The 23,042-nt window shown below is 46.8% G+C and carries 17 protein-coding genes and 1 pseudogene; 11 read left to right on the top strand and 7 right to left on the bottom strand.

The features are described 5' to 3' along the window. Window positions 1-53: 53 nt before the first annotated feature. Complete coding sequence (locus tag ACLGGO_RS28780; protein WP_446421875.1) at window positions 54-713, bottom strand: helix-turn-helix transcriptional regulator; 660 nt, start codon at window positions 711-713, stop codon at window positions 54-56. Between the two features lie 241 nt (window positions 714-954). Here ACLGGO_RS28780 and ACLGGO_RS28775 point away from each other — a divergent pair, with 241 nt between their 5' ends. The 3 genes from ACLGGO_RS28775 to ACLGGO_RS28765 all read left to right on the top strand — a co-directional run bounded on the left by ACLGGO_RS28775 (window position 955) and on the right by ACLGGO_RS28765 (window position 4,568). Then, on the top strand, window positions 955-1,263 hold the full coding sequence (locus ACLGGO_RS28775; RefSeq protein WP_446421874.1) for a hypothetical protein: 309 nt from the start codon (window positions 955-957) through the stop codon (window positions 1,261-1,263). A gap of 353 nt (window positions 1,264-1,616) precedes the next feature. Continuing rightward, entirely contained in the window at window positions 1,617-2,048 is a 432-nt protein-coding gene (locus tag ACLGGO_RS28770) for an HHL1-like protein (protein ID WP_446421873.1), read from the top strand. 414 nt (window positions 2,049-2,462) lie between these two features. Beyond that, window positions 2,463-4,568 carry a M3 family metallopeptidase gene (locus ACLGGO_RS28765; protein WP_446421876.1) on the top strand — a complete coding sequence of 702 codons (2,106 nt, stop codon included), beginning with the start codon at window positions 2,463-2,465 and terminating at the stop codon, window positions 4,566-4,568. Between the two features lie 139 nt (window positions 4,569-4,707). Here ACLGGO_RS28765 and ACLGGO_RS28760 read toward each other — a convergent pair whose 3' ends face one another. From ACLGGO_RS28760 to ACLGGO_RS28740, 5 genes are all read right to left on the bottom strand, one after another. Next, complete coding sequence (locus ACLGGO_RS28760) at window positions 4,708-8,682, bottom strand: toll/interleukin-1 receptor domain-containing protein (RefSeq protein ID WP_446421872.1); 3,975 nt, start codon at window positions 8,680-8,682, stop codon at window positions 4,708-4,710. Window positions 8,683-8,896: 214 nt separating this feature from the next. Beyond that, window positions 8,897-10,012 carry a glutamate 5-kinase gene (proB, locus tag ACLGGO_RS28755; protein ID WP_446421871.1) on the bottom strand — a complete coding sequence of 372 codons (1,116 nt, stop codon included), beginning with the start codon at window positions 10,010-10,012 and terminating at the stop codon, window positions 8,897-8,899. 317 nt (window positions 10,013-10,329) lie between these two features. After that, complete coding sequence (locus tag ACLGGO_RS28750) at window positions 10,330-10,893, bottom strand: YqeG family HAD IIIA-type phosphatase (protein ID WP_446339400.1); 564 nt, start codon at window positions 10,891-10,893, stop codon at window positions 10,330-10,332. A gap of 333 nt (window positions 10,894-11,226) precedes the next feature. Beyond that, window positions 11,227-12,315 carry an endolytic transglycosylase MltG gene (gene mltG / locus ACLGGO_RS28745; protein ID WP_446421870.1) on the bottom strand — a complete coding sequence of 363 codons (1,089 nt, stop codon included), beginning with the start codon at window positions 12,313-12,315 and terminating at the stop codon, window positions 11,227-11,229. Window positions 12,316-12,352: 37 nt separating this feature from the next. After that, a complete protein-coding gene (locus ACLGGO_RS28740) occupies window positions 12,353-12,940 on the bottom strand; it encodes a DUF3727 domain-containing protein (RefSeq protein ID WP_446421869.1) in 588 nt (195 codons plus the stop codon). Between the two features lie 735 nt (window positions 12,941-13,675). Here ACLGGO_RS28740 and ACLGGO_RS28735 point away from each other — a divergent pair. Both ACLGGO_RS28735 and ACLGGO_RS28730 read left to right on the top strand, forming a co-directional pair. Beyond that, a pseudogene (locus ACLGGO_RS28735) lies at window positions 13,676-14,011 on the top strand (cysteine peptidase family C39 domain-containing protein); the annotation flags it as partial. A gap of 329 nt (window positions 14,012-14,340) precedes the next feature. After that, on the top strand, window positions 14,341-16,053 hold the full coding sequence (locus tag ACLGGO_RS28730; protein WP_446421868.1) for a tetratricopeptide repeat protein: 1,713 nt from the start codon (window positions 14,341-14,343) through the stop codon (window positions 16,051-16,053). 224 nt (window positions 16,054-16,277) lie between these two features. Here ACLGGO_RS28730 and ACLGGO_RS28725 read toward each other — a convergent pair whose 3' ends face one another. Then, window positions 16,278-16,787: a DUF4149 domain-containing protein gene (locus ACLGGO_RS28725; protein WP_446334839.1), complete on the bottom strand. Its 510-nt coding sequence runs from the start codon at window positions 16,785-16,787 to the stop codon at window positions 16,278-16,280. Window positions 16,788-17,024: 237 nt separating this feature from the next. On the opposite strand from ACLGGO_RS28725, the gene ACLGGO_RS28720 reads away from it, so the two are divergent. From ACLGGO_RS28720 to ACLGGO_RS28695, 6 genes are all read left to right on the top strand, one after another. Next, window positions 17,025-20,447 carry a DUF4347 domain-containing protein gene (locus tag ACLGGO_RS28720; protein WP_446421867.1) on the top strand — a complete coding sequence of 1,141 codons (3,423 nt, stop codon included), beginning with the start codon at window positions 17,025-17,027 and terminating at the stop codon, window positions 20,445-20,447. 35 nt (window positions 20,448-20,482) lie between these two features. Further along, window positions 20,483-21,373, top strand: coding sequence for a cyanoexosortase A (gene crtA / locus ACLGGO_RS28715; RefSeq protein WP_446421866.1), 891 nt, complete (start codon window positions 20,483-20,485; stop codon window positions 21,371-21,373). Next, window positions 21,373-21,597, top strand: a complete 225-nt coding sequence (locus ACLGGO_RS28710) for a hypothetical protein (RefSeq protein WP_446421865.1) — start codon at window positions 21,373-21,375, stop codon at window positions 21,595-21,597. Before crtA ends, ACLGGO_RS28710 begins: the two co-directional genes overlap by 1 nt. Window positions 21,598-21,752: 155 nt before the next feature. Next, complete coding sequence (gene hpsJ-A, locus ACLGGO_RS28705) at window positions 21,753-22,496, top strand: HpsJ-like protein, cyanoexosortase A-associated (RefSeq protein ID WP_446421864.1); 744 nt, start codon at window positions 21,753-21,755, stop codon at window positions 22,494-22,496. A 115-nt stretch (window positions 22,497-22,611) separates the two neighbouring features. Beyond that, the gene (locus ACLGGO_RS28700; RefSeq protein WP_446421863.1) at window positions 22,612-22,782 is read left to right on the top strand and encodes a hypothetical protein; all 171 of its coding nucleotides are present in this window, start codon (window positions 22,612-22,614) and stop codon (window positions 22,780-22,782) included. Next, window positions 22,766-22,984, top strand: coding sequence for a hypothetical protein (locus ACLGGO_RS28695; protein ID WP_446421862.1), 219 nt, complete (start codon window positions 22,766-22,768; stop codon window positions 22,982-22,984). Before ACLGGO_RS28700 ends, ACLGGO_RS28695 begins: the two co-directional genes overlap by 17 nt. Window positions 22,985-23,042: the final 58 nt, after the last annotated feature.

Here is a 23,042-nt window from a genome sequence, read left to right as displayed (position 1 = left end):
GTCCCTTTCAAAGTTATTTGGTCACGGCGAGCGCCCCCAGGCTGATTAATAAGCTAAACACAGACCTGAATCCTTACAACTGTTTCCCGGCTAAAAAAGTAAACAGAAACGCAGTTTTCAGCCGGACAACCCTGCTTTATGGCAATTTTTTCATCTGCTTTATTCTCTGATTCAGAATCGACGGACAGAATGGCTGCGATATGTCCTTCAACAACTTCCGCTAGATACTCGTAACGAGTTTGCTTTCCGGTATCTTCATCCTTTCTCACCATAGAACCACTCTGATCAATCAGGATAAAGATATCGCGGTTATTAAGTGGAGAATCGGACACATCCTTAATCGTTAATCTCACTTCACTCGTCACGCAAATTTCCGTCTCCTCGCGTCTGACTATCTTTCGATTATCATCATCTACAAATTCAGATGACACCTGGTGAGTGACACTCAGTGTTTGCCGTGTTACGAGTTCAGGTTGGTATTTAGCAAACAGCGCAATTAACTCTCCTCGTTTAGAACGCCGTTCATCAGGAAACTCATTTTTCAGACCAAATGCCGAACAGAGATTCTCAACGTGTTTTCTCACCGTTGATGTTTCAATATGTAACGATTGAGCGATATCCTGATCCGAAACGCCAGCCAAGAGCAATTTCAGCACCTGCCTGCGTCGTGGTGTTAATCCTTCAAAGGCTTCAGTAAACTGCCAACGGTTCATGCTCGCTGATGCAACTTAGATGGGTTTATATGAACAATGCGCCAACTTAACTTGTCAGACATTAAAACAGGGCATTATATCAAATAACAGGTTGTTTTGCGGCATCAGCGCCGTAATTTTTGTAATTCTTTGAGAAAATACTAAATTTTTCACCAAAATTCCCATTTATGCGCTTTAATTGCATTTAAGCCAGTAATTGTCTGGCAAGCCTAACCCACTAGGATACCCAAAAAGGTTGACTATGACCGTTAAATACCTTACTACATTTGCCATCGCTTCACTTTTGAGTCTGGGATTAGCCACGGGTTGTAGCGCTCCCCCAGAAACGGATGGTAGTACGACTATCGAGGAAACTGAGCCAGCTAACCCTGATAACGCAGCAACTGAAGACGCTGCTCCTGCTGCAACCGATAAGGCGGCGGAAAAGGGAGACATGGACAAAGCGACGGAAGACAAAGACATGTCTGACAAAGCGACTGAAGACAAACCGATGGGTGACGAGACGAGTGAACCTAAGGCTGAGGACTCAACTTCTGAAACCACTCCTTAAGCTTCCGTTACCTACCCTAATTTCGATTTAAAAAATTTTTCTGTTAGTAGGGGCGCACCGACGTCATCCGTGTCAACTTAAGACTTTGTATGACTAGCGCTCAACGTTTAGATCCCCCTAAATCCTTCTTCAAAAGGGGGACTTTGATTAATTTCTGGTTCCCCCCTTTTTAAGGGGGGTAGGGGGGATCTCTGATTAAGGAAGGGTTTCAGCCTTAAGTTGATACCAATGACCGACCTGCGCCCTTTGTTTTGCGTGGTGTCTGTATTTCAGATTCATTACCAAACTTCGGCTGCACAAGTTTCATGAGAATGAGGTAAACTTTTGTTAAGACATTCTCGGAGGAACTTAATATGACGACCCAACTCGGCTTTGGCAAAGTACAACCCAAACAGCACAAAGCAAAAAAAAACAAAGTCAAACGGGTAGCCGCTTCCCGCAAGTATGATGAAATGCAAAAGTCGGGATTACCAGAATTCAATATCTATATCCGCATTAAGGGAGAGAAAGCCTGGTTACCGGCTGGCTCAATGGCAGTGAATCGCAGCAATCAAATCAACCAGGCGTTATTTGAGCAAGAAGAGGAGTTACTCAAAGGAATATTTCGGCTGTTCCCCAAACTGCGGAAGCGCCAAAGCGAGTTGGAATATGGTCATCGACTCAAAGAGTTTAAAGACGAACCCATCGTTGTGGCAATTCGTCCCCAAGCAACGCCAGGGAATTTGATTCAATCTACCGTCAGCCAAGTCAAAGAACGCTTCTCCTCAGTATTCCAGCGTAAGTAGGTGATGGGGGAAGAGGGGATAGGGGGAGTTTTGACCCTTCACTTCGGAAACTACTATCGTTTCTTACCTCACAAGGGATATAACTCGCGCCCGCCCCGACTTGATTCTTCACGTCGCTAGTCGGACATGGTTTTGAGTGAATTCCCCCTGCTCCTAGACCAGAATGGCACGTCTGGAAAATTGCTTCCTCGGCTGTACTGAGGGATAAATTCAGTCTTTGCCTTCTACCATTTAAATTAATCTTAACGATGATAAGGATCACTGACTGAAAAAAATATTCTTGCTAATTATTTAATTTTCGCGCCTCAACGCCTCCCCAGGGAGAGTTCAGGTGTTGGGTTGATACAAGTGTAAAGTTCGCTTGCCTTGTATTGCCATTACATGCCGTTTCAGTCTGATTATCCGATGCGACCCATGATTGCTAACCCAACTGTGACTGAGAATCCATTACTCCGTGGAAAAGGACTACCCCCTTTTGACCAGATTGAGCCAAAACATGTTGTACCTGCGATAACGCAGCTAATAGCTGAACTCGATCAGGAATTAGCCGCCCTAGAGGAAAAGGTAACACCCACCTGGGACGGTTTAGTGGAACCCCTAGAAGCATTGACAGAACGCCTCAGGTGGAGTTGGGGCATCGTGGGTCACTTGATGGGGGTGAAAAATAGCCCAGAACTGCGTGAGGCTTACGAAACGGTTCAGCCTAAAGTCGTCCAATTCATCAACACACTTAACCAAAGCCAACCCCTCTACAAAGCCTTCAAAACCTTACGGGATGGGGATGAATGGCGCAGTTTAGAGCCAGCCCAAAAGCGGATAGTAGAAGCTGCCATTAAAGATGCTGAACTGTCTGGTGTAGGACTTGAAGGGGAGGTGCGAGAGCGCTTCAATCAAATTCAAATGGAGTTGGCAGAACTATCCACAAAGTTCTCTAACCATGTCCTAGATGCAACCAAGGCATTTAGCATGACCCTAACAAGTCCAGAAGAGGTAGAGGGTTTACCCCCTAGCTTAAAGAGTTTAGCCGCTCAAGCCGCTCGCGCAGCCGGGGAAGAAAAGGCGACTCCGGAGCACGGTCCTTGGCACATCACCCTGGACTATCCCAGTTACGTCCCTTTCATGCAGCACAGTACCCGTCGGGATTTGCGGGAGAAACTCTATAAAGCCTTTGTTAGTCGCGCCTCCTCCGGAGAGTTAGATAATAGCCCCCTGATTGAGCGAATTTTAGAATTGCGTCAAGAAAAATCCAAGCTGCTAGGGTTTAGAAGTTATGCTGCATTAAGCCTTGCCAGCAAAATGGCACCCAATGTTGAGGCAGTAGAGGGATTACTCGAAGAACTCCGTGGCGCTAGTTACGATGCCGCCGTTAAGGATTTAGAAGCGTTGAAAGCATTTGCGGCGGCTAAAGGCGCACCAGAAGCCAGCGATTTGAAACACTGGGATATCAGTTTTTGGTCAGAACGTCAACGGGAAGAAAAGTTTGCCTTCAGTGCGGAGGAATTGCGTCCTTATTTCCCTTTACCTCAAGTACTCGATGGCTTGTTTGCCTTGATTAAGCGGCTATTTGGGGTTACGGTTACGCCTGCGGATGAACCTGCTCCGGTTTGGCATGAGGATGTCCGCTATTTCCAAGTAGCAGATGAGACAGGGGGGGCGATCGCGTTCTTCTATTTAGATCCCTACAGCCGCCCAGCCGAGAAGCGTGGGGGGGCTTGGATGGATGATTGTGTGGGTCGTGCCAAACTGACGGAAGCAGGGAAAACGACAACTCGCTTACCGATAGCCTATTTAATTTGCAATCAAACGCCACCCGTTGATGGTAACCCGAGCCTAATGACCTTTGGTGAAGTCGAGACACTATTCCATGAGTTTGGTCATGGTTTGCAACACATGCTTACCAAAGTGGATTATGCTGGGGCAGCAGGAATTAATAACGTGGAATGGGACGCCGTGGAACTACCCAGCCAGTTTATGGAAAACTGGTGTTATGATCGCCCCACGCTGATGGGAATGGCGAAGCACTACGAAACTGGGGAATCCCTGCCAGAGCATTATTATCAGAAACTTTTGGCAGCCCGTACTTACATGAGTGGTAGTGCTATGCTACGACAATTACACTTTAGTTTAGTCGATATCGAACTACACCACCGCTATCAGCCCGGTGGGGAGGAAAGTCCTGCTGATGTGCGTCACCGTATTGCTAAAACCACCACAGTGTTACAACCCTTACCGGAAGATTCCTTCCTCTGTGCCTTTTCCCACATCTTTGCTGGTGGGTATGCGGCTGGGTATTACAGTTATAAATGGGCAGAAGTTCTTAGTGCGGATGCCTTCGCCGCCTTTGAGGAGGTCGGTTTAGAGAATGAAACCGCCGTAGCGGATACAGGGAAGCGGTATCGGGATACGGTACTGGCATTAGGTGGTGGTGTGCCACCTATGGAGGTATTCAAGAAATTCCGGGGACGGGAACCGAGTACGGAACCGTTACTGCGGCATAGTGGATTAGTGACGGCGTCTTGAGGATCTAATCCTGAATTAAAATTAAGATTTTTGAACCCGCGTTAGCCCAGCATTAAGGTGAGGCGGGTTTTGTCTGTTTGACACTCACCGTCCTAAAGGAGCGGTGATTCTTGATGAAAGCGACACACCTTTAAATCACCTATCCTTTTTTGTCACATAGCTCGCGATCGCTCTGACTCACAGTAGGGTTAGTCTTTATATAATCTTGTACCCGATTCCAGCCACACGCTAGCAAATCCTCCAAATCAAAATTCCAAAATTTGACGATTCCATCAACACTGACAGAGATCAATGTCTGACCATCAGCAGTGAAACTCGCACTCAAAATACAGGTATTGTGTCCTCGAAGAACTTGCCTTTCTTGGTTATTAATGCTCCATAATCTCACAGTTTTGTCTCGACTAAACGAAACAATGACCTGACCATCGGGGCTAAATTCCACGCCTAAAATTTTATCTTGATGCCCTTGAAATACTTGCACCTCTGTGCCATCACGATGCCAAAGTTTGACGGTTTTATCTTCACTACAAGAGGCAATCAGTTGACCGTCAGGACTAAAACTCACACCCCAAACTCTAGCGTGATGAGCCTGGAAAGCGTTGAGTAAGAGACCATTACAGTCCCAGAGCCTGATCATACCATCAGCACTGGCACAGACAAGGGTTTGACTATCTGGACTAAAACTGACTCTCAAAACACTCTCTTCATCGGCTTGGAGCGTTTTGAGTAACTTTGCATAAACATCGTAGCGGTTCCAAAGCTTCACCGTTCCATCAGCACTAGCAGAAACCAAACGCTGACCATCCGGACTAAAGTTCACATCCAAAACCGCCTCTTTATGTTGCCAAAGCGTTTGCCTTTCTTGAGTGTTAAGATGCCAAAGCCTCACCATAGTATCTTCACTCGCTGAAGCAATAATCTGATTGTCAGGGCTAAAACTTAGGCGTCTAATGCTCGCAAAATTGGACTGGAATTTTTCCATCTCCTTGCCGCAATAGCCCCAGAGTTTGATGATACCTTCTTCATTCCCCGAGGCAATCATCTTAGCGCCACGACTGAGACTCACGCTGTTTATTTTAGGAAGCTGTATCTGGACGCTGGGTACTTCCATTTTCTGGCGACGCCAAAGTTTAACTGTAGCGTCCTCACTGGCAGAAGCAATAATAGCACCATCCGGACTAAAACTCACGGCAAAAACACTATCACGGTGACCTTTAAAACTTTGCAGTTCCTTACCCTCACGACTCCAAAGTTTGACCGTGGCGTCCTCACTCGCTGAGGCAATAGTCTCCCCATCAGGACTAAAACTTAAACTAAAAATACTATCTCGATGACCCTTGAGGGTTCGCAGTTCTACACCGTCACGACTCCAGAATTTGAGCGTTTTGTCCTTACCCGCAGAAACGAGCATTTGACCATCTGGACTGAAACTCACACTCCAAACTGCACGGCGATGTCCGGGAAGAACTTGCATCCGTTTGTTTTCTAGATTCCAGAGTCTTACCGTTGCGTCTGCACTCGCTGTAGCCAGTAGTTGACCATCTGGACTAAAACTTACGTCCCAGACTTGGTCATCATGTCCCTTGATTGTTCGCAGTAGGGTTCCATCGCGACTCCAAAGCTTTATCGTTTTGTCTGCACCTACAGAGGCTAGCATTTGACCATCAGGACTAAAGCTAACACCCAAAACACTACCCTGATGTTCCTGAAGAGTTAGTTGTTGCTTACCATCACGACTCCAGAGTTTCACGGTTCCATCTTTACTCGCCGTGGTTAAAGTTTGACTATCAGGACTCCAAGCGACTTGCCAAACTTTGTCGTCATGTCCGTGGATGGTATGAAGTAAGGTCCCATCACGATGCCAAAGTTTGACGGTTTTATCTTCGCTAGCAGACGCTAATAGTTGACCATCAGGACTGAAACTGATACTCAGAACTCCCTGATAATGACCCTGGAGACAATTGCACTCTTGCACTTCATAAAGGGCTTGACGCAGGAGACCAACCGTTTGCAGTTTAAGGTGAGCCGGGGTTTGTGCATCTCGTAACTTTATTCCCGCTTTCACACTGGCGACTAATCCTCTAATCTGTTCATGGGATAGCAGCAACGCTTGAGATAAAGAATTCAGGGCTTCAATTTCAGCAATTTCTGCCCACCGACGTTGCTGTTCGGCTTTTTCGTATAGTTCCTTCCATCGCTGTGCTTCTTGTGTCTGTTGCTTTCGACTCTCAAGGATGAATGTTTTTTGCAAATCAGTCGCTGCTGGTTGCTTGCGATTTTGTTCAGCTTTGAGCAACCACTGTTGAGCAATAGCCACTTCACTCCCTCGCAACAACAAATCAGCACTTTTCCCTCTTTTCTCCCATTCAATTGCCCTTTGTAACCATTTAGTATGACTGCGTAAATGTTCTCGGTCAGTATCGAGCGTTCTCACTAATTGCTGAAAATTGGTATGAAAATCCCGCTGATTCCGATTAAAATTAATCCACTGTACCTTGGCTAACTCCGGATGCAGGAGTTGGGAATTTACTGACTGATGCAGCACAGTCACGAAGCGCTTGTTTAACTGTGCTGCATACTCTACCTCCTCGGCACAATAGGGCGAATTTACTGAATGGGGCGATAGGATGAATAAAAAGTTGTCGCAGGCTTTAATTCCCTGTTTAATCTCCTCGGTAAAGTCAACCCCTGATGCAATACTTTCCTGGTCAAACCATGTCGTCTTTCCCTGAAGTTGCAGTTCATCATTGAGCTTTCTGGCAAAATCTGAGTCCGCACGAGAATAGGAGATAAATACATCGAGTGATTCAGCCGGGGGTTGGCGTAGACTTTCGCGGATAAATTCTTCAATTAACGGTGTAGGCGGATGCTGGCTTCGGCTTCGCGCCACCTTTAACCAGGTTTCGGCACTCTGTAGGTTATAACCTCGCAGCAGAATGCTAGGGTTACAATACTGTTCCTTCCACTTCAGCGCTTTAGTGAGCAAAATTTTATGCTCGTTATAGTAAGCGGCATCCTGATATAAAACCTTCAGAAGTTTGCTTTCATCAAGATCGTAATCGTCGTCCTTCACATTGTCGGTGAAGTCAATATACTGTAAATTCCGGATCAAAGACGGGATTTGTTCGGCTGAAGTTTGGCGCACCAACACCGGAATGATTCGCTTATTGAGCGATAGCGCATAATCCAATTCTTGCTGACAATAGCTTGAATGAACGGCATCAGGGGAGAGCAGATAAACTAGATTATCTGCCTGTTCAATTCCCCGTTTAACTGCCGCCTCAAATGCTTCCCCCGTTTGAATATCCGTCGTCTTTGTCGAAACTGTAATACTTTCCCGCCGCAAACTACGGCAAATCTTCTCCATCGTAGCCCTATCTACATCGGCGTATGAGATAAACACTTGAGTCATCAAGTTGTTGGCATTCTTGATACTTTCGGTAATAAATTCGCAATGCAAGTCAGTCGGAACACAAGGCGGTTGCTCGTCTTTAAAGCGTACCTTTAACCAAGCTTCTGCCTGTTGTTTCTGATCTGCAACTAACAAGTAACTATGCTGTTTCTGATTTCGTTCCCACTCCAATGCTTTGGATAAAAAGCATGTATGCTGCTTTACATAGTCTTGATGTCGAGCAAAAATCTGCAAAAGTCCGACTAAGGAAATCTCAAAATCATCAAGTCCTTCACGAAAATAGACCCAGTTAATCTTACTAATTGCTGGATGCATATTAGGGAAACTCGAATGCAACCCTTTGGCTTTGTAGTCATGCCACTCCGTATCTGTGCCATGAGGATTGCGCTGTTGCCAGGTTTCTTGACTGATTTGCTCGACATGCAGTAGAGGGATAATTCGTTTGTTCCGCTGAACCGCTTGCTCAATTTCTTTCCAACAATAGGGCGAATTAACGGAATGAGGCGCAATGATGAATAGAAAGTTATCGGATTTTTCGATACCGTCATCAATTTGGTTCTGAAAATCAACCCCTAGAGGAATATCATTTTGATCAAACCAGACTTTGAGACCTTCCGCCAAGAGTCGTTGGTGTAGCTGAGTTGCAAATGCTTTACTATCGGCACGTCCGTAGGAGATAAAAGCATCATAGAAGTTATTCATAATTTTTGGATTAGCATTGAAGTAAATATAGGGTTTTCATTTGACTGTTTAACCCCACCCCTATCCTACCCTTGCTAAAGGGAGAGTTTGGCAGGGGTAAAGTTTTCCCGTTTCATTTAGAACTACTATCTATAGGATTCCTTGATGATCAGGATGAAAAATGCAAAAAATAACAAGTAACAGCACTATTGTTTTATGAGTCATGAGTCATTGTTCAGACATTACTCAAAACCAGGTTATCTCGATGCACGACTGTTTCTGCACCACCGTAGCCCAAAATTTCGGGAATGTCTGCTGATTTATGTCCCCGAATTTTCTGTAATTCCAGACTGCTGTAGTTTACTAATCCTCTAGCCATTTCTACCCCATTACTATCACAAAGCTGTACCGCATCTGAGGCGTTAAAATTACCCTCAATCTCGGTAATTCCGGCAGCTAATAGAGACTTACCCCCTTGACAAATTGCCCTCACCGCACCCTGATCTAAATATAGCTTGCCCGCCGGAACTAAACTGTTAGCAATCCAACGCTTGCGGGCGTTTTCGGTTCGCGGTTGGGGGACAAATTGCGTCCCTAATGGTTCTCCCTGTAAAATTTTTTCGATGGTTTCTGGATGTCGTCCTTGAGTAATAACGGTTCTCACTCCTGCACTCGTGGCAATTCTGGCGGCGGTAATTTTGGTCACCATTCCCCCCGTTCCCCACTGGGAACCTGCGTTCCCGGTTTGTATCTGAAGTTCGGCTAACTCTTCCATCCGGCTTACCAGGGTAATGGGTTCAGCATCGGGGACTTGACGCGGATCAGCCGAATAGAGTCGATCAACATCAGTTAATAAGAATAACCAATTGGCTTCAATTAAACTCGCCACCATAGCCGAGAGGGTATCGTTATCGCCAAACTTGAGTTCCTCTACAGCGACGGTATCATTTTCATTAACCACGGGAATGACGCCAAGCTGTAATAGTTCTCGAAATGTCGCGTAAGCATTAACGTAACAACTGCGCTGTACCAAGTCTTGGCGGCTTAAGAGAATTTGCGCGATCGCTTGATCGAGACTGGAAAATAAATCATCATAGACTCGCATTAACCGTCCTTGACCCACAGCCGCGACAGCTTGCTTGAGGGCGAGGGTTTGAGGACGAGTCTTTAATCCCAATCGTCCACAACCAACTCCCACGGCGCCAGAGGTAACTAAGACCACACCATAGCCAGAGGAACGCAACCTTGTCAGTGTTTCCACTAGTCTCGCAATCGTTGACAGCGCTAACTGACCCGTTTCGGGATGAGTCAGGCTGGATGTACCCACTTTGACAACAATTGTTTCAGTCATTTGTCATTTGTCATTTGTCAGGGAACAGTTAACAGTTAACAGTTAACAGGTAAGGTAGAGTTTTGAGTTAACTTCTCCATTTTCCCCATATCCCTCATCTTCCCCATCTCCCCCAGCTTCCCCAGCTCCCTCTGCTCTCTCTGCTTCCCCTCTCAAAACAATAGAGCGCTACGTCCTCAACTAAGGGATATAGCGCTCGCAATGGAATTATAACAGTTGTTTTTTTATGGTTAGGGTCTTTATAATGGCTGACCCCATTTGAACTATTATTAGAATCTCATGACTTTTTGGCTGTCTGCTTTTTTATAATCTTTTCTTTATATTTCAGTTTGTCTTGATTTATCATTTTTTGTAAACTTATGTTGCTTACTGGGCAGTGATACCCCAAGAATTTGAGAGATCCAGACTTCAAAGTCGCGAATGGGAGAAGAATAGGCGCTTTGAGTGGGGTCTATCATCGGTTCGACGAGGATGGTAAACATACCTAGTCTATTACCGGCTAAGACATCTGTAAACAAGCGATCGCCTACCATCGCCACTTGTTCTACAGGCAAATTCATCGCGGCGGCGGCTTTCTTTAATTTGCGTCGGGATGGCTTACCTGCACCATGGATGTAAGGCAGATTTAGGGAATTAGCAATCCCACCAATCCGCGTCTCACTCAGATTATTACTCACCAGCCACAGGGAGGCTACGGGTCTAATTTCTTCAACCCACACCCTTAGTTCTTCTGAGGCTTGGGAGGCTTTCAGGGGAACCAAGGTTTCATCCACATCCAGCACTAACCCCTTAAGCGTATGGTGTTGCAGGATCTCTCGAGTCAAACTCAAGATCGGACCTCCCAAAACTAAGTCAGGTTCTAAGTTTGATACCCAAGCCATCTTTTCTAAGTTTGATACCCAAGACATAAGCAGTGATTTGTCATCAACCAATAATTTCATCCAACCTAATGGTTGTAGCAGCTTTTCTCCTTCATATAGCGTAGCAGTCTTCGTGATCGCCGTGGTGAAACTGAGTTTGGCTATAGCCGATCAGTTTAGTCTCACTCATCAAAATCCTCTGTTCCCACGCTGTCTGCTACATCGGCTCTAGCTGGCTTTACATACCATAAATATATTTTTTTGATATTAAAAAAAGGGGTCTTCCATCATTTCTCCCTAAAACACCCCCCTTTTTGATTCAGTTATAATGAAAAACGTTAGTCAAACATGATATTATTCATTTTGCTGGGCTTGCCGTTGTTGACGAATGGCGTCTCTTGCCGCTTCATGGGCTTCTAGAGTTTTACTAAATAAGTGAGTGCCATCATAGCGGGCAACAAAAAAGAGATAGTCGGTATTTTGGGGATTGAGTGTGGCTGCTAAACTATCTAATCGTGGACTGCCAATAGGGGTAGGCGGTAATCCGGTATTGAGATAGGTATTGTAAGGAGATGGTGTTCTCACTTGGGCGTAAGTCAGGGGCTGATCTGCCGTTTGGCGAAAACCTAATCCATATTCAACAGTAGGATCAGATTCTAGTTTCATCCCTCGGCTAAGACGGGCGGTAAATACCCCAGCAATGAGGGGACGTTCATCAGCAACGACTGCCTCTTTTTCTACGATACTGGCTAAAGTGACCCACTCATGCAAACTTAGCTGAGTTTGCTGTTGTCCCTGTTGATACACGGGTAAAGCCACCTGCTCAAATTGTTTGAGCATTTGGTTAATAATTTGTTGGGGCGTGACGCGATCGCTCGGTAATTGATAGGTGTCAGGATATAAGTAGCCTTCTAGGTGCGGTAAGTTACTGGGTAACCAGGGAAACTGATCCTCTGGAATCTGACTCGCCGCCGAGAGAAAGTCTTGTGCTTTAAAATATCCTAGGGATTCAAAATAGGTTGCCATCTGCTGGAGGGACCACCCTTCGGGAATCGTGAAGGAGAGTTGCATCACTTCACCCGTCCAAATTTTTTGGGCAACTTCGGGTAAGGGTTGACTGGGGGAGAGTTTATAGGTGCCGGCTTTAAATCCACCCTCTGGTTCTTGCAGTTTTAACCAATAACTCCAGAGTCTCCAAGCATTTGCCGAACGAATTAAACCCGCCGCTTCTAAATCAAAACCGATTTGCTGGGCGGCGGTTCCTGAGGGAATTTGAATTTGTAGGGTATTGGTTGATGCGTCTAATGATTGATCGAGGAGGGGAGGGGACTGTACCCAACTCCACCATGCCCACCCCTGCCATAAACCGATTCCCATGGTTACCGGGAGTAAGGCAAGATAGTAAGTCCACTTAGAGAATTGTTGAATTGTTCTATTTGTCATTTGTCATTCGTCATTCGTCATTCGTCATTTGTCATTTTCAATCTAAATCTTCAAATAATAACTCTTCCAGAAGCGGTTGGACTTTTTGAAATTCTTCGGGAGATAATAGTTCTAATTGACCTGTAGGGTTGCGCTTGGCGAAAAAGAGCAGGGGATCGAGGGGGGTGTAAATTCCATACTCTTGTTCTTCATGGTAAAAGTTCGCTAACAATTGCAATTGTTCGGGTTCGAGTTCCACATCTTCTTCGGCGAGTTCAATGGTGAGAATCTCGTCCTCATCCACTGGCGGAATTTCACCCGCGACGGTTAGGGTAAACGCTGTGCGTTTCAGGATGAGATTTTGTTCAGCTAGAACCGCTTGGGCATCTGAGAAGATTTCATCGATTTCTGTCTCGTCTTCTACAAGGGTAGCGTCGGCTAAATCATCGGCTTGATCATCCTCATCCCAGGCGACAAGTTCTACGGGTGAATCCACGGGGAGGAGGAGTAAATAGTCGATGCCTTCGACATTCAAAGAATGCTCGATAGAACAACTGAGCGATCGCCCCGCTTCATCGGTGAGCGTCACATTACTACTACTGTGACCAGATTGTCCATTGTCTTGGGGAAAGTTAGATGAGAACATGCTGTTTTTGTCAAGGATCATGGAGGAGAAAAAACTTGCCCGATCCTGGGGATCAAGTGGCAAAGTCTTAGAATATCACGGCGCATGAACTCAAAATCAGGAATTTAACCTAACTCGCTCGCCATCCCCATCTTTTGAATATGCCCAAGCTGAGGAGTTACCCATGAATCAGAAACTCAAAAATCGGGGGCAATTGCTACATCAAGCATCACCGACCGATAATCAGAACGTTGCCGTTATCCACTCGTTGCTGAACCAATGGGGAGCTGATTCAAGTTTAGCATCTGAGTTCAGTCAAGCTTTGGAATGGTATGAATTTGAGCTAGGTGATGACTTATTGAGCGATCGCGCCTTACCCTACCAAGTCCGTGCGGTCAGTTCCGGTATAGTGGCACGGATGCCCAAAACCCAACTCAATCAATGGTTTGAGCGGCTTCGTGAGCTACAAAACCACCTCGTCTCAATCATTACCCAACGACAACGCCTACTCTTTCTCAAAACCACCACAGAGTTGGCAGAAATTCCCAGCCAGGATCTCCAGCAACTACTCCCTTATCTAGACGCCGAAAAAATTCCCGCCGGGGAACCCTTAATCCAATCCACCCCAGCCGACGCCGGTCGCTTCTGGTTGCGTAGCGGTGAAATTGAAAGCCAAGGAAATGATACTCCACCCCCCGACATTGGCGACAGTTGGGGGTATCCTCAAACCATCCCAGAGGATTGGATCACTGGTGTAAAGGCGATCGCATGTTGGTGGCTGATCCGGCGGTGGGGAAGCGCAAAATCTCTCGCCAAGCCTTTCTGGAGGGCTGGACGGGTTATGCTTTACTCATCGAACCAACGGAACGCCTCAAAGAGGTTGAAAGTCAAAAAATCTCCTTTGGTAAATTTATCAGCGCCCTGTCCCCCTACCGGATGCTGATTGGGCAAATTATCTTAGCCTCGTTGCTAATCCAGCTTTTTGGACTAATTACGCCCCTATTTACCCAAATTATTCTCGACCGGGTGGTAATCCACAAAAGTTTTATCACCCTCCATGTCTTCGCCATTGGCTTGCTATTATTCGGCATTTAAACCTTAATGTCAACAACTGCAAAATTGTTGTAATGCAAGCATCTTGCTCGCTACCCATTCCCAATTTTAAATGCGTGACAGCTTAACCAGGAGCGATCGCGTCAGGGAAAATTTAGTCCGCCTGTCAATAGGAACCAATGATTTTGTCCTAAAAAAAAGTCTACCCTGTCTTTATGGATAACTAATTCTTAAACTTCTGCTAAGATATTACGGATTTGTTAATCACAAGTAGTATATAAACAAAGAACTTGATAAAGTTATACATTAATTTAAACTATCAACAGAGTTATTCTCGTTGATGGTATATTCAGGTCTGAGGAGTCAGTATGTCAAAAATCCCATTTCAGATAAGTGTAGCCTTAGCGACATTAATGACTGGTGGTATCGCCAGTGCGACGGTGCAAACACCGATTGAACCTCTAAAGTTCGATCGCACCCCCACCACAATACCGATCGCGCAAGGGCAATTGCTGGATCAATTGTGGCAACAGGTGAGCCAGTTACGGGGTGTGGGTAAATATCGCGAAGCAATAGCCATCCTAGATCGGATCGTGCAGATTGAGCCAGAGGCGTTCTTGGCGTGGTACTGGCGTGGTGAGATATTTAGTAATTGGGGACAGTACGAAAGCGCGATCGCATCCTACGATGAAGCGATTCGACTTCAACCCAGTTATCTTTTAGCTCAGTATCAGAAAGGACAAGCCTTATACGAACTACAACGCTATCAGGCGGCGGTTAATACTTGGCAACAAACCTTAACCTTGAACGCCGAATCTGAGTATGAACAAAGCTTAATCACCACAGTCATACCCAAGCGAATTGCCCAAGTGCTGGTATCTGAGTTGCGACAGTATAATCAGGCTCTATCTATCTATGACCAACTTCTGCAAATTGATGCTCAGATGGCTTCAGTTTGGGTGGAACGCGCCGCCGCACTCTATCAACTCGAACGCTATCAAGACGCGGTAGCCAGTTGTGACAAAGCCTTAGAACTTGAACCGCGAAACGCCCTCGCCTGGAAACGGCGGGGATTGGCGCTGTATCAATTAGAACGTTTCGACCAAGCGATCGCGTCTTTAGAACGGGCGGCGAGTTTTAACGGCACAGATTTGGAAGTAACTACCTTACTCTCTATTCTTACCACCTCTGGCGAATCTACCACCGAAGTTCGTGGCGCCCAACAGCGACTTGTAGCGCTGCAAACCGAAATTCGCACCGCCGAAGCCCGATTAGAGACGTTGCGGAATGAACGCCAAACCCTAACCGCCCAATTTGAATCCTCTCAATCTCAAGTCAATCAATCGCAACAGCGAGTAGTCGCCCTGCGCGAAGAAATTCAAACCGCCCAAACTCAACTCCAATCCTTCCAAGTCGAAATCCGGGAATCTCGACAACAGTTAATCGCCATTCGAGAAGAAATTGACACCGCCCAAACCCAACTCCAATCCTCTCAAGCGGCGGTGCGACAATCTCAACAACGGTTAGTTGAAGTGCGACAGGAAATTACCAGCGCCCAAGCCAGAGTTGAGTCTCTACAAAGTGAACGCCAAAGCTTAGAAGCTCAACTGGTGGCGGTACGGGAGGAAATTGAAACCGCTCAAGAACGCCTGGAAGCCTCCCAAACGTCTGTGCGACAATCTCAACAACGGTTAGTTGAAGTGCGACAAGAGGTTAGCAGCGCCCAAGCCAGAGTTGAGTCTCTACAGAGTGAACGCCAAAGCCTAGAAGCCCAATTGGTGGCGGTACGTGGGGAAATCGAAACCGCTCAAGAACGCCTGGAAGTCTCTCGCCGCGAACTCCGCACCGTACAACAACGCCTAAGTACACTGCAAGGGGAAATCCAAACCACGGAACAAAGAATAGCGACGGCTCGAACTGAACTGCGTCAGTTAGAAGAGCGCAAGACAGTGGAAGCTGAGACATTACAGACTCTACAAGTTCAGTATTGCGGTTTGCAAGAAGATTTAAGTGAACTAGAAGTCGCTATCCGTCGAATTCGGGGAGATTCCGCTGCAGCGGTTCAACGTTGTCAATTTTGACATCCTCACTGCCCTACAAGGACGGCGATTCCTCACCACGCCGTAGGGGTTTGGTCACGGCGATTGAAATCGCTGCTAAACCAACGTAGGCGAAGCCTTCCCGAAGGGTAGTCCGCCTCAGCAGACTGAATCATAACGGGGGTGGGAAACCCGGATTTAGTATCAAACCAGTAGGGGCACGACATGTCGTGCCCCTACTGATGGTGGTTCAATGGTAAAACCTGTTAAGCGATTTCTCGCGAATCGTGATAACACCAAGCCAATACAGTCGCACCGACAATTAACTTAATCGCCTCTAAAAACCAATAGCCTTCATGCATCTGAACCATTCCACTTGCCATACCCGTTGCTGGCTCAAACATATTCAGTTGCATCGCTAGAGCGCTCATCTGGGGCGTCATGATGTAGGTATTAATGAGAGCAATTGCTAACAGAAGCCCAGATAATAAGATCGACCAGCGTCTGACATGATGATATAGATTAGATGTACCACGCAATGCCAAGATGCTAGTTAACACTAAAGCGGCACAGAGTAACTCGATACGATTAAATATCCAGAAAACCGAATAACCAGCACTGGCAAAACTGGCGTCGCTCAACATACCAGCCGTTCCCAGTGTGGGCATGATCACGAAATCTAGAATGAAGCTACTACTTAACCACAGACCCAAGACAAACAGAGCAATCGTTTGCCAGGTGGGTCGCTTAGCGCTAGTCCCAAAAACAGCATTCATAATTTTTTTCCCTTGAATTCCTCTGTTATTTTCAGCTTAACCAAGATCAGAGCAAAAAAATGTAAAATATTCTTACGAAGCACTCTCGATAATGTTGCGTTTTTTTAAGTTTTCATTCGTCATTGGTGATTAGACAGGGAACTTCTGAATCGTCTCTATACTCTCAACACTCTTTGATTCCCGGATTTATAAGGCTAGATTGGAGTGGCAATGGCGATGAAGGGTTGTTAGGTATAGATGGAACTGATCAAACCAAGAACAGAATTGGGAGTATCCGCTGAGGCGGACATTTTATCTGGGTACTCAGAGGAACTCGCGTCCAATCCAATCGGTGGAGTCAATGGCTTACCAAACCGCGATCGCAACCCCATTGGTGAGGCGTATATCCCAGAGTGGCAGGTATTTCCAGACATTCCGGTTATTGACATTGAACAGGCAGTTCCGTTCCTAGAACGCCGCTTATCTAGGCGAGAAGTCCCAGAGACATTAAACGCTGAATCAAAAGAATCAACGGGGCGAGATGTCCTCACTGGGCTGGATCTGGGGAACGAAGGTGGTACTTTAGTATTCGTGGACGCAGGGATTGCCGATGCCGAAACCTTAGTGGCTGGGGTTGTACCTGGGGCTGAGGTGGTTATGCTGACACCGGATCAAGATGGGGTTAGCCAAATTACCCAGGTATTGGCAAAACGTCAAGAACTATCCAGTGTTCATATTATTTCCCATGGTATGTCGGCAGGTTTGCAATTAGGCACAGGACAATTGAATCTTGACACCCTGAATACTTATGCCAGTCAGTTGCAAACTTGGGCAGGGGCATTAACACCGGATGCTGATATTTTATTCTATGCATGTAGTTTGGTAGCAACCGCATCAGGAAAGCAGTTCATCGAACAGGTGAGTCAGTTGACAGGGGCAGATGTAGCCGCCTCTAGCGATCGCACGGGTAGTGCAGCCCTGGGCGGTGACTGGGATTTGGAGGTATCTCAGGGAACTATTGAATCAGACTTGGCGTTGCATAAGTGGGCGCAGTCGGCGTATCAGGCGGTACTGGATGCGGTGGATAATAATCTAACAGTCAGGAGTGCCAGTTTTTTGGGGGGAAGTGGTGATGACAGTGGCAATGCGGTGGAAATTGCCCCAGATCGAACGATTGTGATTGGGGGGAATTTTGATCTAACACCAACTCAGAGTTTAGCACCAGGGCAGGGGGCAGTTATCCGTGTAGATTCCACGGGACAAACCGTGCTATCGGTGACTCAGGTGGGTACTGATGTGGATGACTTGGATCTCAATCGCAACAATGGCACAATTACAGTGGTCGGTGATTTTGGCGTTAAAACCCTTAACAGCGACGCCAGCCAAGTCCTCTGGAGTGCGAATCCAGGTAGCGCCCAACGAGTCGCCGTGGCGGGGCAGGGTCAAGTTGCTGTCCTCGCAGATAAGCAGGTGACGGTTTATAATCCACAGGGGACTCCCATCGGTAATTTTACTGTCTCAGGAACCCAGATTGCAGATGTGGCAATTGACAGTAATACTTCATCGGTATTTGTCACCGGATATCGACAGGTGGGTGCTAATCTACAGCTTCCCCTACTCCGCAGCTATAGTTACACAGGTCAGATTAACTGGGAAAATTACGATTTTTCTGCCAATGAAGCCACAACAGAAAATCTAGGTGCAGATACTCGTGGGTTACGAGTAGCGATTGGACAGGATAATCAGCTTTACTTTGCAGGTAGCTTGGATGGAGGGAATAGTGTTTTTCAACGCGATCCCCAAAATATCACCACTACGGCTGGTAATGTTAATATCGACAACTACACGAACACCTCAAACAGTGGTGGCGGGAAATTTGCCTATTTTGCCCGATTGAATCCGGCGACAGGAACTCTGGATAAGGGTCAGATTTTCCTCACCCGCCGTTCCTCCGATAATGCAGGAAATTCATTTGCAGTTAATGCGATTACGGCAGATGCCAAGGGCAGAGTTTATATTGGGGGTCAAGCTGGTGCTTTTTTACCCGATCGTTCCCAGTTGCAAATCAATGGGACTCCTGTAGGAGACTACAGTGGCTTTGAAGGAGCAGTAATTGCTGTCAGCGAGGATTTTCAAGCGAGGGAACTGGTGGGACTTTGGTCGGGAGGTAATCCATCGGGTTCCGAGGTGAATGGAGTGGCGGTGTTTGGAGATATCCGGGCAATGGTGTCCACGAACACGGGTACGAATATGATTACGGTTAATCCGCTTCAGGGTACTTCGGGTGGGAATCGGGATGCCTTTTTCTCAGTTTGGCAAAGTCCAGTAACTCCTGTTGGCAATCCGCCTACAGCCATTGGTTTAGATAATCGAACTGTCGCCGAAAATACGTCACCGGGGACGGTTGTGGGTATGCTTTCGACGAATGACCCGGATGTGGGCGATAGCCATACTTACAGGTTAATTGATGATGCGGGAGGACGGTTTGCGATCGCGCAAAATCAATTGCGAGTTGCAGATGGTTCTCAGCTAGACTTTGAGACAAATACGAGTCATCAGATTACAGTCCGCAGTACCGATGCCGATGGCTTCTCTTTTGAACAGGACTTTGAGATTGCGATCGCGGATGTTGATGAAGGTGATGATAACCCTACACCTACACCGACTCTACCCGTTGGTTTAGTGGATTTGGCACAAATTGGTTCAACCCAGGGAGTTTTCCAAGTTGGCGGAACTCCAAAAGAGGCGGTGCGCTTACAGTTCGACTGGACGTTCCGAGAAGCCAAGTTTAAAAATGAAGTGGGTGTCTTGCGGGTAGATGATGCGATGGGGACTGTGAATGGGGTGCGCCCTGGTGATCCCGGATATGCCCAGCAAGCCTTAAAGAGTGCCGAACGCCAGGTATTATTTGCCCGAAGTGAAAATGTGGGTAAGGGTGTGGATTTGACCCTAGAGGCGGGAGACTATTGGGTGTTTTATCTAATTCAGGATAGTACCACAGCAGACTGGCTGGCGCAGAATCCCGAAAATCGTCTAGATGGGGAAACTATTGCCTTTTTCTCCGTAACGGCGGCAAATCCTGACCAGTTTAACCATGTTCAACGCACCGACTTGGGGGATGGTATGGTGCAATTAGCTTGGGAAGATCTCACCGGGGGAGGCGATCAAGATTTTAATGATATTATCTTCAATGTGAGTAACGCTGATTGGACGGTGCCAGGGGATTTGGAGGAAATCAGACCCCTGATTTTAAACTGGATGGCACAAGATAGTCTGATCAATCATGAACTGGGTTTATTTTTGTTTGATCACCCCAATGGACGAATCGGAAATTTATTCCCCGGTGATCCAGGATATGCTGCGGCTGCCCTTTCTCAGCCGAATCGCCAGGTTATCGTTGCACCGGGAGAGACGGGGAATGGACAAAGGACACTGAATGTCGAGAGCGATCGCGCTTTGGGATGGTATTTGATCCCAAATGGCACAACCGAACAGTTTTTACAGGAAAACCCCGACAATTTACTGGGGAATTCGCCTTTAGCCTTTTTCTCATTAATTGCCGCTAACCCCAATGGGAGCGATACTTTCTGGCGACTGTCCCCCAATGAATTTGCCTGGACAGACCTGACAAACGATAATGATCTCGACTTTAATGTAAGGATAAGGCTTCAGTTTGGTTAATCTTTATCCCTAATCGTTTCTACCCAAAAATCCCTATGAAAGCCACCTCCCTCACACCCCTGCAACGATTAAAAATCCCCCCCTACTGGCTTCTTGCCATAGCCGCTGGCTTAGTTGCCATTTACATGACACTCGGTTGGAAAGCCGGAGACGAAGCCCAACTCGGCATGAGCGTTTTGTTTTGGCTAGCTGTCGGTTCCCTGCTGTGGGGCAAACGCCATGAGTTAAACCTGGAAAGTGGAGTCCTCCCTAGCATTGCTGGGGCGCTCGTCATTGGTTTTGTCCTCTGGTACAGCGCCAGCATCAGTGGGTTGAAGCTAAACAATGAAAATGTACAAAGGCTGGCACCGTTACTGCGCCTGCTACCGTTTATTTCCGGCATTGGTGTCGCGTTACTTGCCTCTGGGTTTAAAGGATTCAAACAATACTGGCAAGAAATAACGATTCTCTTTTTTCTCGGTGGACCGGCTACAATTGCCTCATTTATACCGGATATTTCGCCGATCACGGCTAAATTTTCGGCGTTCATGCTTTGGTATATGGGCTTTCAGGTCTATCTGTACGATAAGGTCTTTATTAACCTTCCTGATGGTGGCGTTAAGGTGTATCATGGCTGTTCCGGCATGGAAGCCATGACCTATGTGTTGGGACTATCCGTGATTTGCCTAATCATGTTTCCCATCGCTGGGCGCAAGCAGTATTTTGTGCCAATCATGGCGTTGATTGTCGGATTTGTCGTTAATAGCTTCCGGGTGGCTTTGATGGCGGTGCTGGCAAATGCCCAAAATATGGAAGCGTTTAAATACTGGCATGAAGGCGAAGGATCTCTAGTTTTCGGGATGATTTCCGTGATGGTTTTCGGCGTGTTTTACTGGTTGCTGCTGCGGATGGAGGATGCAAGTTCTCCGGAGACTGAGGAGGCATAATGTCCTGGAAACAGGTGCGGGTTTTTGTGTTAGCGCTGATTTTTGGTGCCGTTCTCGTCGTATTGCTGAAAGTCATTCTGGCAACTCTAGCTGAGAAGGGGAAAGGACAGTCAGCGGCTAGGCTTCCCAGGCTTGAGTCGTTGGCATTGCAGCCGTCGGTAGAGACGCCCCATGGCAGAGACGCGCCATGGCACGTCTCTACATTTGTCGCCATCATAAATTAAAATCGGTTTCCAGAGGTACGGCAAAAGAGGATGAGTTTTACACAGCAGATAATCTATTGAACGTCAAACGTCATTTAGTCTGCTAGTAAATCGTTGTGATCACGATACCGGACATAAGACATAAGACATAAGACATAAGACTGATAATTAAAACCATGACGCAATCAGAAGAAAAAGATAAATTTGTTCCAGCTATCGACCAACTGTGGAAGTTTAGTGCCGGTCTATCCAAGTCAATTGCAGTAGCGCGGTGGATCGGCTATGGTTTATTGATTTTGGCATTCTTCGATGTCGTAGAGATATTTGTACCTCCCCTTTTTATGAATCCCGCTTGGGAATTTCAGACGCTTGGGCAATTGGTGGAACGGGTGCCTGTACCGTTGCTGGGATTGGCGCTGGTGTTTTTAGGAGAACGGGATCAACGCACCCGATTAGAACCTCTGATTCTGAGTATTTTGTCCTGGTTGGCTTTGCTAGTGGGGATTTTGTTCTTTTTACTGGTTCCCTTGGGTGTTGTAAACACAATCCGACTCGAAGCGCGGAACACGGAGCAAATTACTCAGCAGGTTGAACAGCGACAGGCGCAGATTAAACAGGTAAAAGTTGCCATAGAACAAGCGACGACTGTCGAACAGATGCAGCTTCTGATTAGTCAATTTAGTCAAGGGCGCACACCACAGATCCAGAATACTCAGCAGTTAGCTGAGGTGAAGCAGCAACTTTCGACATTTCTGGAACAAGGGGAAACTCAACTGCAGGAGCAAGCTCAATCCCAGAAGAAGTCTCAGCGCTGGGGATTGCTAGAGGATTCAGTGAAGTGGAATATGGGCGCGTTGGTTTCTGCGGCGTTGTTTATCAGTATCTGGCGCTTAACCGGCTGGGCGAGACGTAGCGAGTGATTCCAGGTGTTTGTTGGGACATCAGCGTCTGGCTTTACCGCTTATGTAGAGAAACCGTAGGGGCTTTCATGCTTGCGCCCGATTTAATCGTCAAATCTATTCCACAATTTTAGCTGTGTCACACCGCAATTGTGGGCAAAAATCAAAACGGAGTCAGGGCGGGTTTTGCCTAAAGGTTATCAGCAATCAGACGCGATCGCACATCCATTCAACCCCGATAACCGAGATGGCGATCGCTAGAACAGGGCGACGCGATCGGATTAAATGGAGTGGTGTTGTTAATTAAGCCAAGCGGCTCGCCCCTACATGAGGATTACAGGGGTTTGGGTTTTGGTATCAGGCATGGGTTAAACGTCTGCTTCCCGCCTATTCTTCTCTATCCCGATCTGAAGACGCGATCGCACATCCATTCAACCCCGATAACCGAGATGGCGATCGCTAGAACAGGGCGAGCCGATCGGATTAAATCGAGTGGTGTTGTTAATTAAGCCAAGCGGCTCGCCCCTACATGAGGATTACAGGGGTTTGGGTTTTGGTATCAGGCAT

Origin of the sequence: Coleofasciculus sp. (assembly GCF_046565525.1) — a bacterium.
Lineage (GTDB): Bacteria > Cyanobacteriota > Cyanobacteriia > Cyanobacteriales > Coleofasciculaceae > Coleofasciculus.
This window is presented reverse-complemented; position numbering and strand designations above follow the sequence as displayed.

What these genes read in the sequence shown, in the direction of transcription:
- ACLGGO_RS28780 (WP_446421875.1), bottom strand. Translation starts at nt 713, where the DNA reads ATGAACCGTTGGCAGTTTACTGAAGCCTTTGAAGGATTAACACCACGA.
- ACLGGO_RS28775 (WP_446421874.1), top strand. Translation starts at nt 955, where the DNA reads ATGACCGTTAAATACCTTACTACATTTGCCATCGCTTCACTTTTGAGT.
- ACLGGO_RS28770 (WP_446421873.1), top strand. Translation starts at nt 1,617, where the DNA reads ATGACGACCCAACTCGGCTTTGGCAAAGTACAACCCAAACAGCACAAA.
- ACLGGO_RS28765 (WP_446421876.1), top strand. Translation starts at nt 2,463, where the DNA reads ATGATTGCTAACCCAACTGTGACTGAGAATCCATTACTCCGTGGAAAA.
- ACLGGO_RS28760 (WP_446421872.1), bottom strand. Translation starts at nt 8,682, where the DNA reads ATGAATAACTTCTATGATGCTTTTATCTCCTACGGACGTGCCGATAGT.
- proB (WP_446421871.1), bottom strand. Translation starts at nt 10,012, where the DNA reads ATGACTGAAACAATTGTTGTCAAAGTGGGTACATCCAGCCTGACTCAT.
- ACLGGO_RS28750 (WP_446339400.1), bottom strand. Translation starts at nt 10,893, where the DNA reads ATGGCTTGGGTATCAAACTTAGAACCTGACTTAGTTTTGGGAGGTCCG.
- mltG (WP_446421870.1), bottom strand. Translation starts at nt 12,315, where the DNA reads ATGACAAATAGAACAATTCAACAATTCTCTAAGTGGACTTACTATCTT.
- ACLGGO_RS28740 (WP_446421869.1), bottom strand. Translation starts at nt 12,940, where the DNA reads ATGTTCTCATCTAACTTTCCCCAAGACAATGGACAATCTGGTCACAGT.
- ACLGGO_RS28730 (WP_446421868.1), top strand. Translation starts at nt 14,341, where the DNA reads ATGTCAAAAATCCCATTTCAGATAAGTGTAGCCTTAGCGACATTAATG.
- ACLGGO_RS28725 (WP_446334839.1), bottom strand. Translation starts at nt 16,787, where the DNA reads ATGAATGCTGTTTTTGGGACTAGCGCTAAGCGACCCACCTGGCAAACG.
- ACLGGO_RS28720 (WP_446421867.1), top strand. Translation starts at nt 17,025, where the DNA reads ATGGAACTGATCAAACCAAGAACAGAATTGGGAGTATCCGCTGAGGCG.
- crtA (WP_446421866.1), top strand. Translation starts at nt 20,483, where the DNA reads ATGAAAGCCACCTCCCTCACACCCCTGCAACGATTAAAAATCCCCCCC.
- ACLGGO_RS28710 (WP_446421865.1), top strand. Translation starts at nt 21,373, where the DNA reads ATGTCCTGGAAACAGGTGCGGGTTTTTGTGTTAGCGCTGATTTTTGGT.
- hpsJ-A (WP_446421864.1), top strand. Translation starts at nt 21,753, where the DNA reads ATGACGCAATCAGAAGAAAAAGATAAATTTGTTCCAGCTATCGACCAA.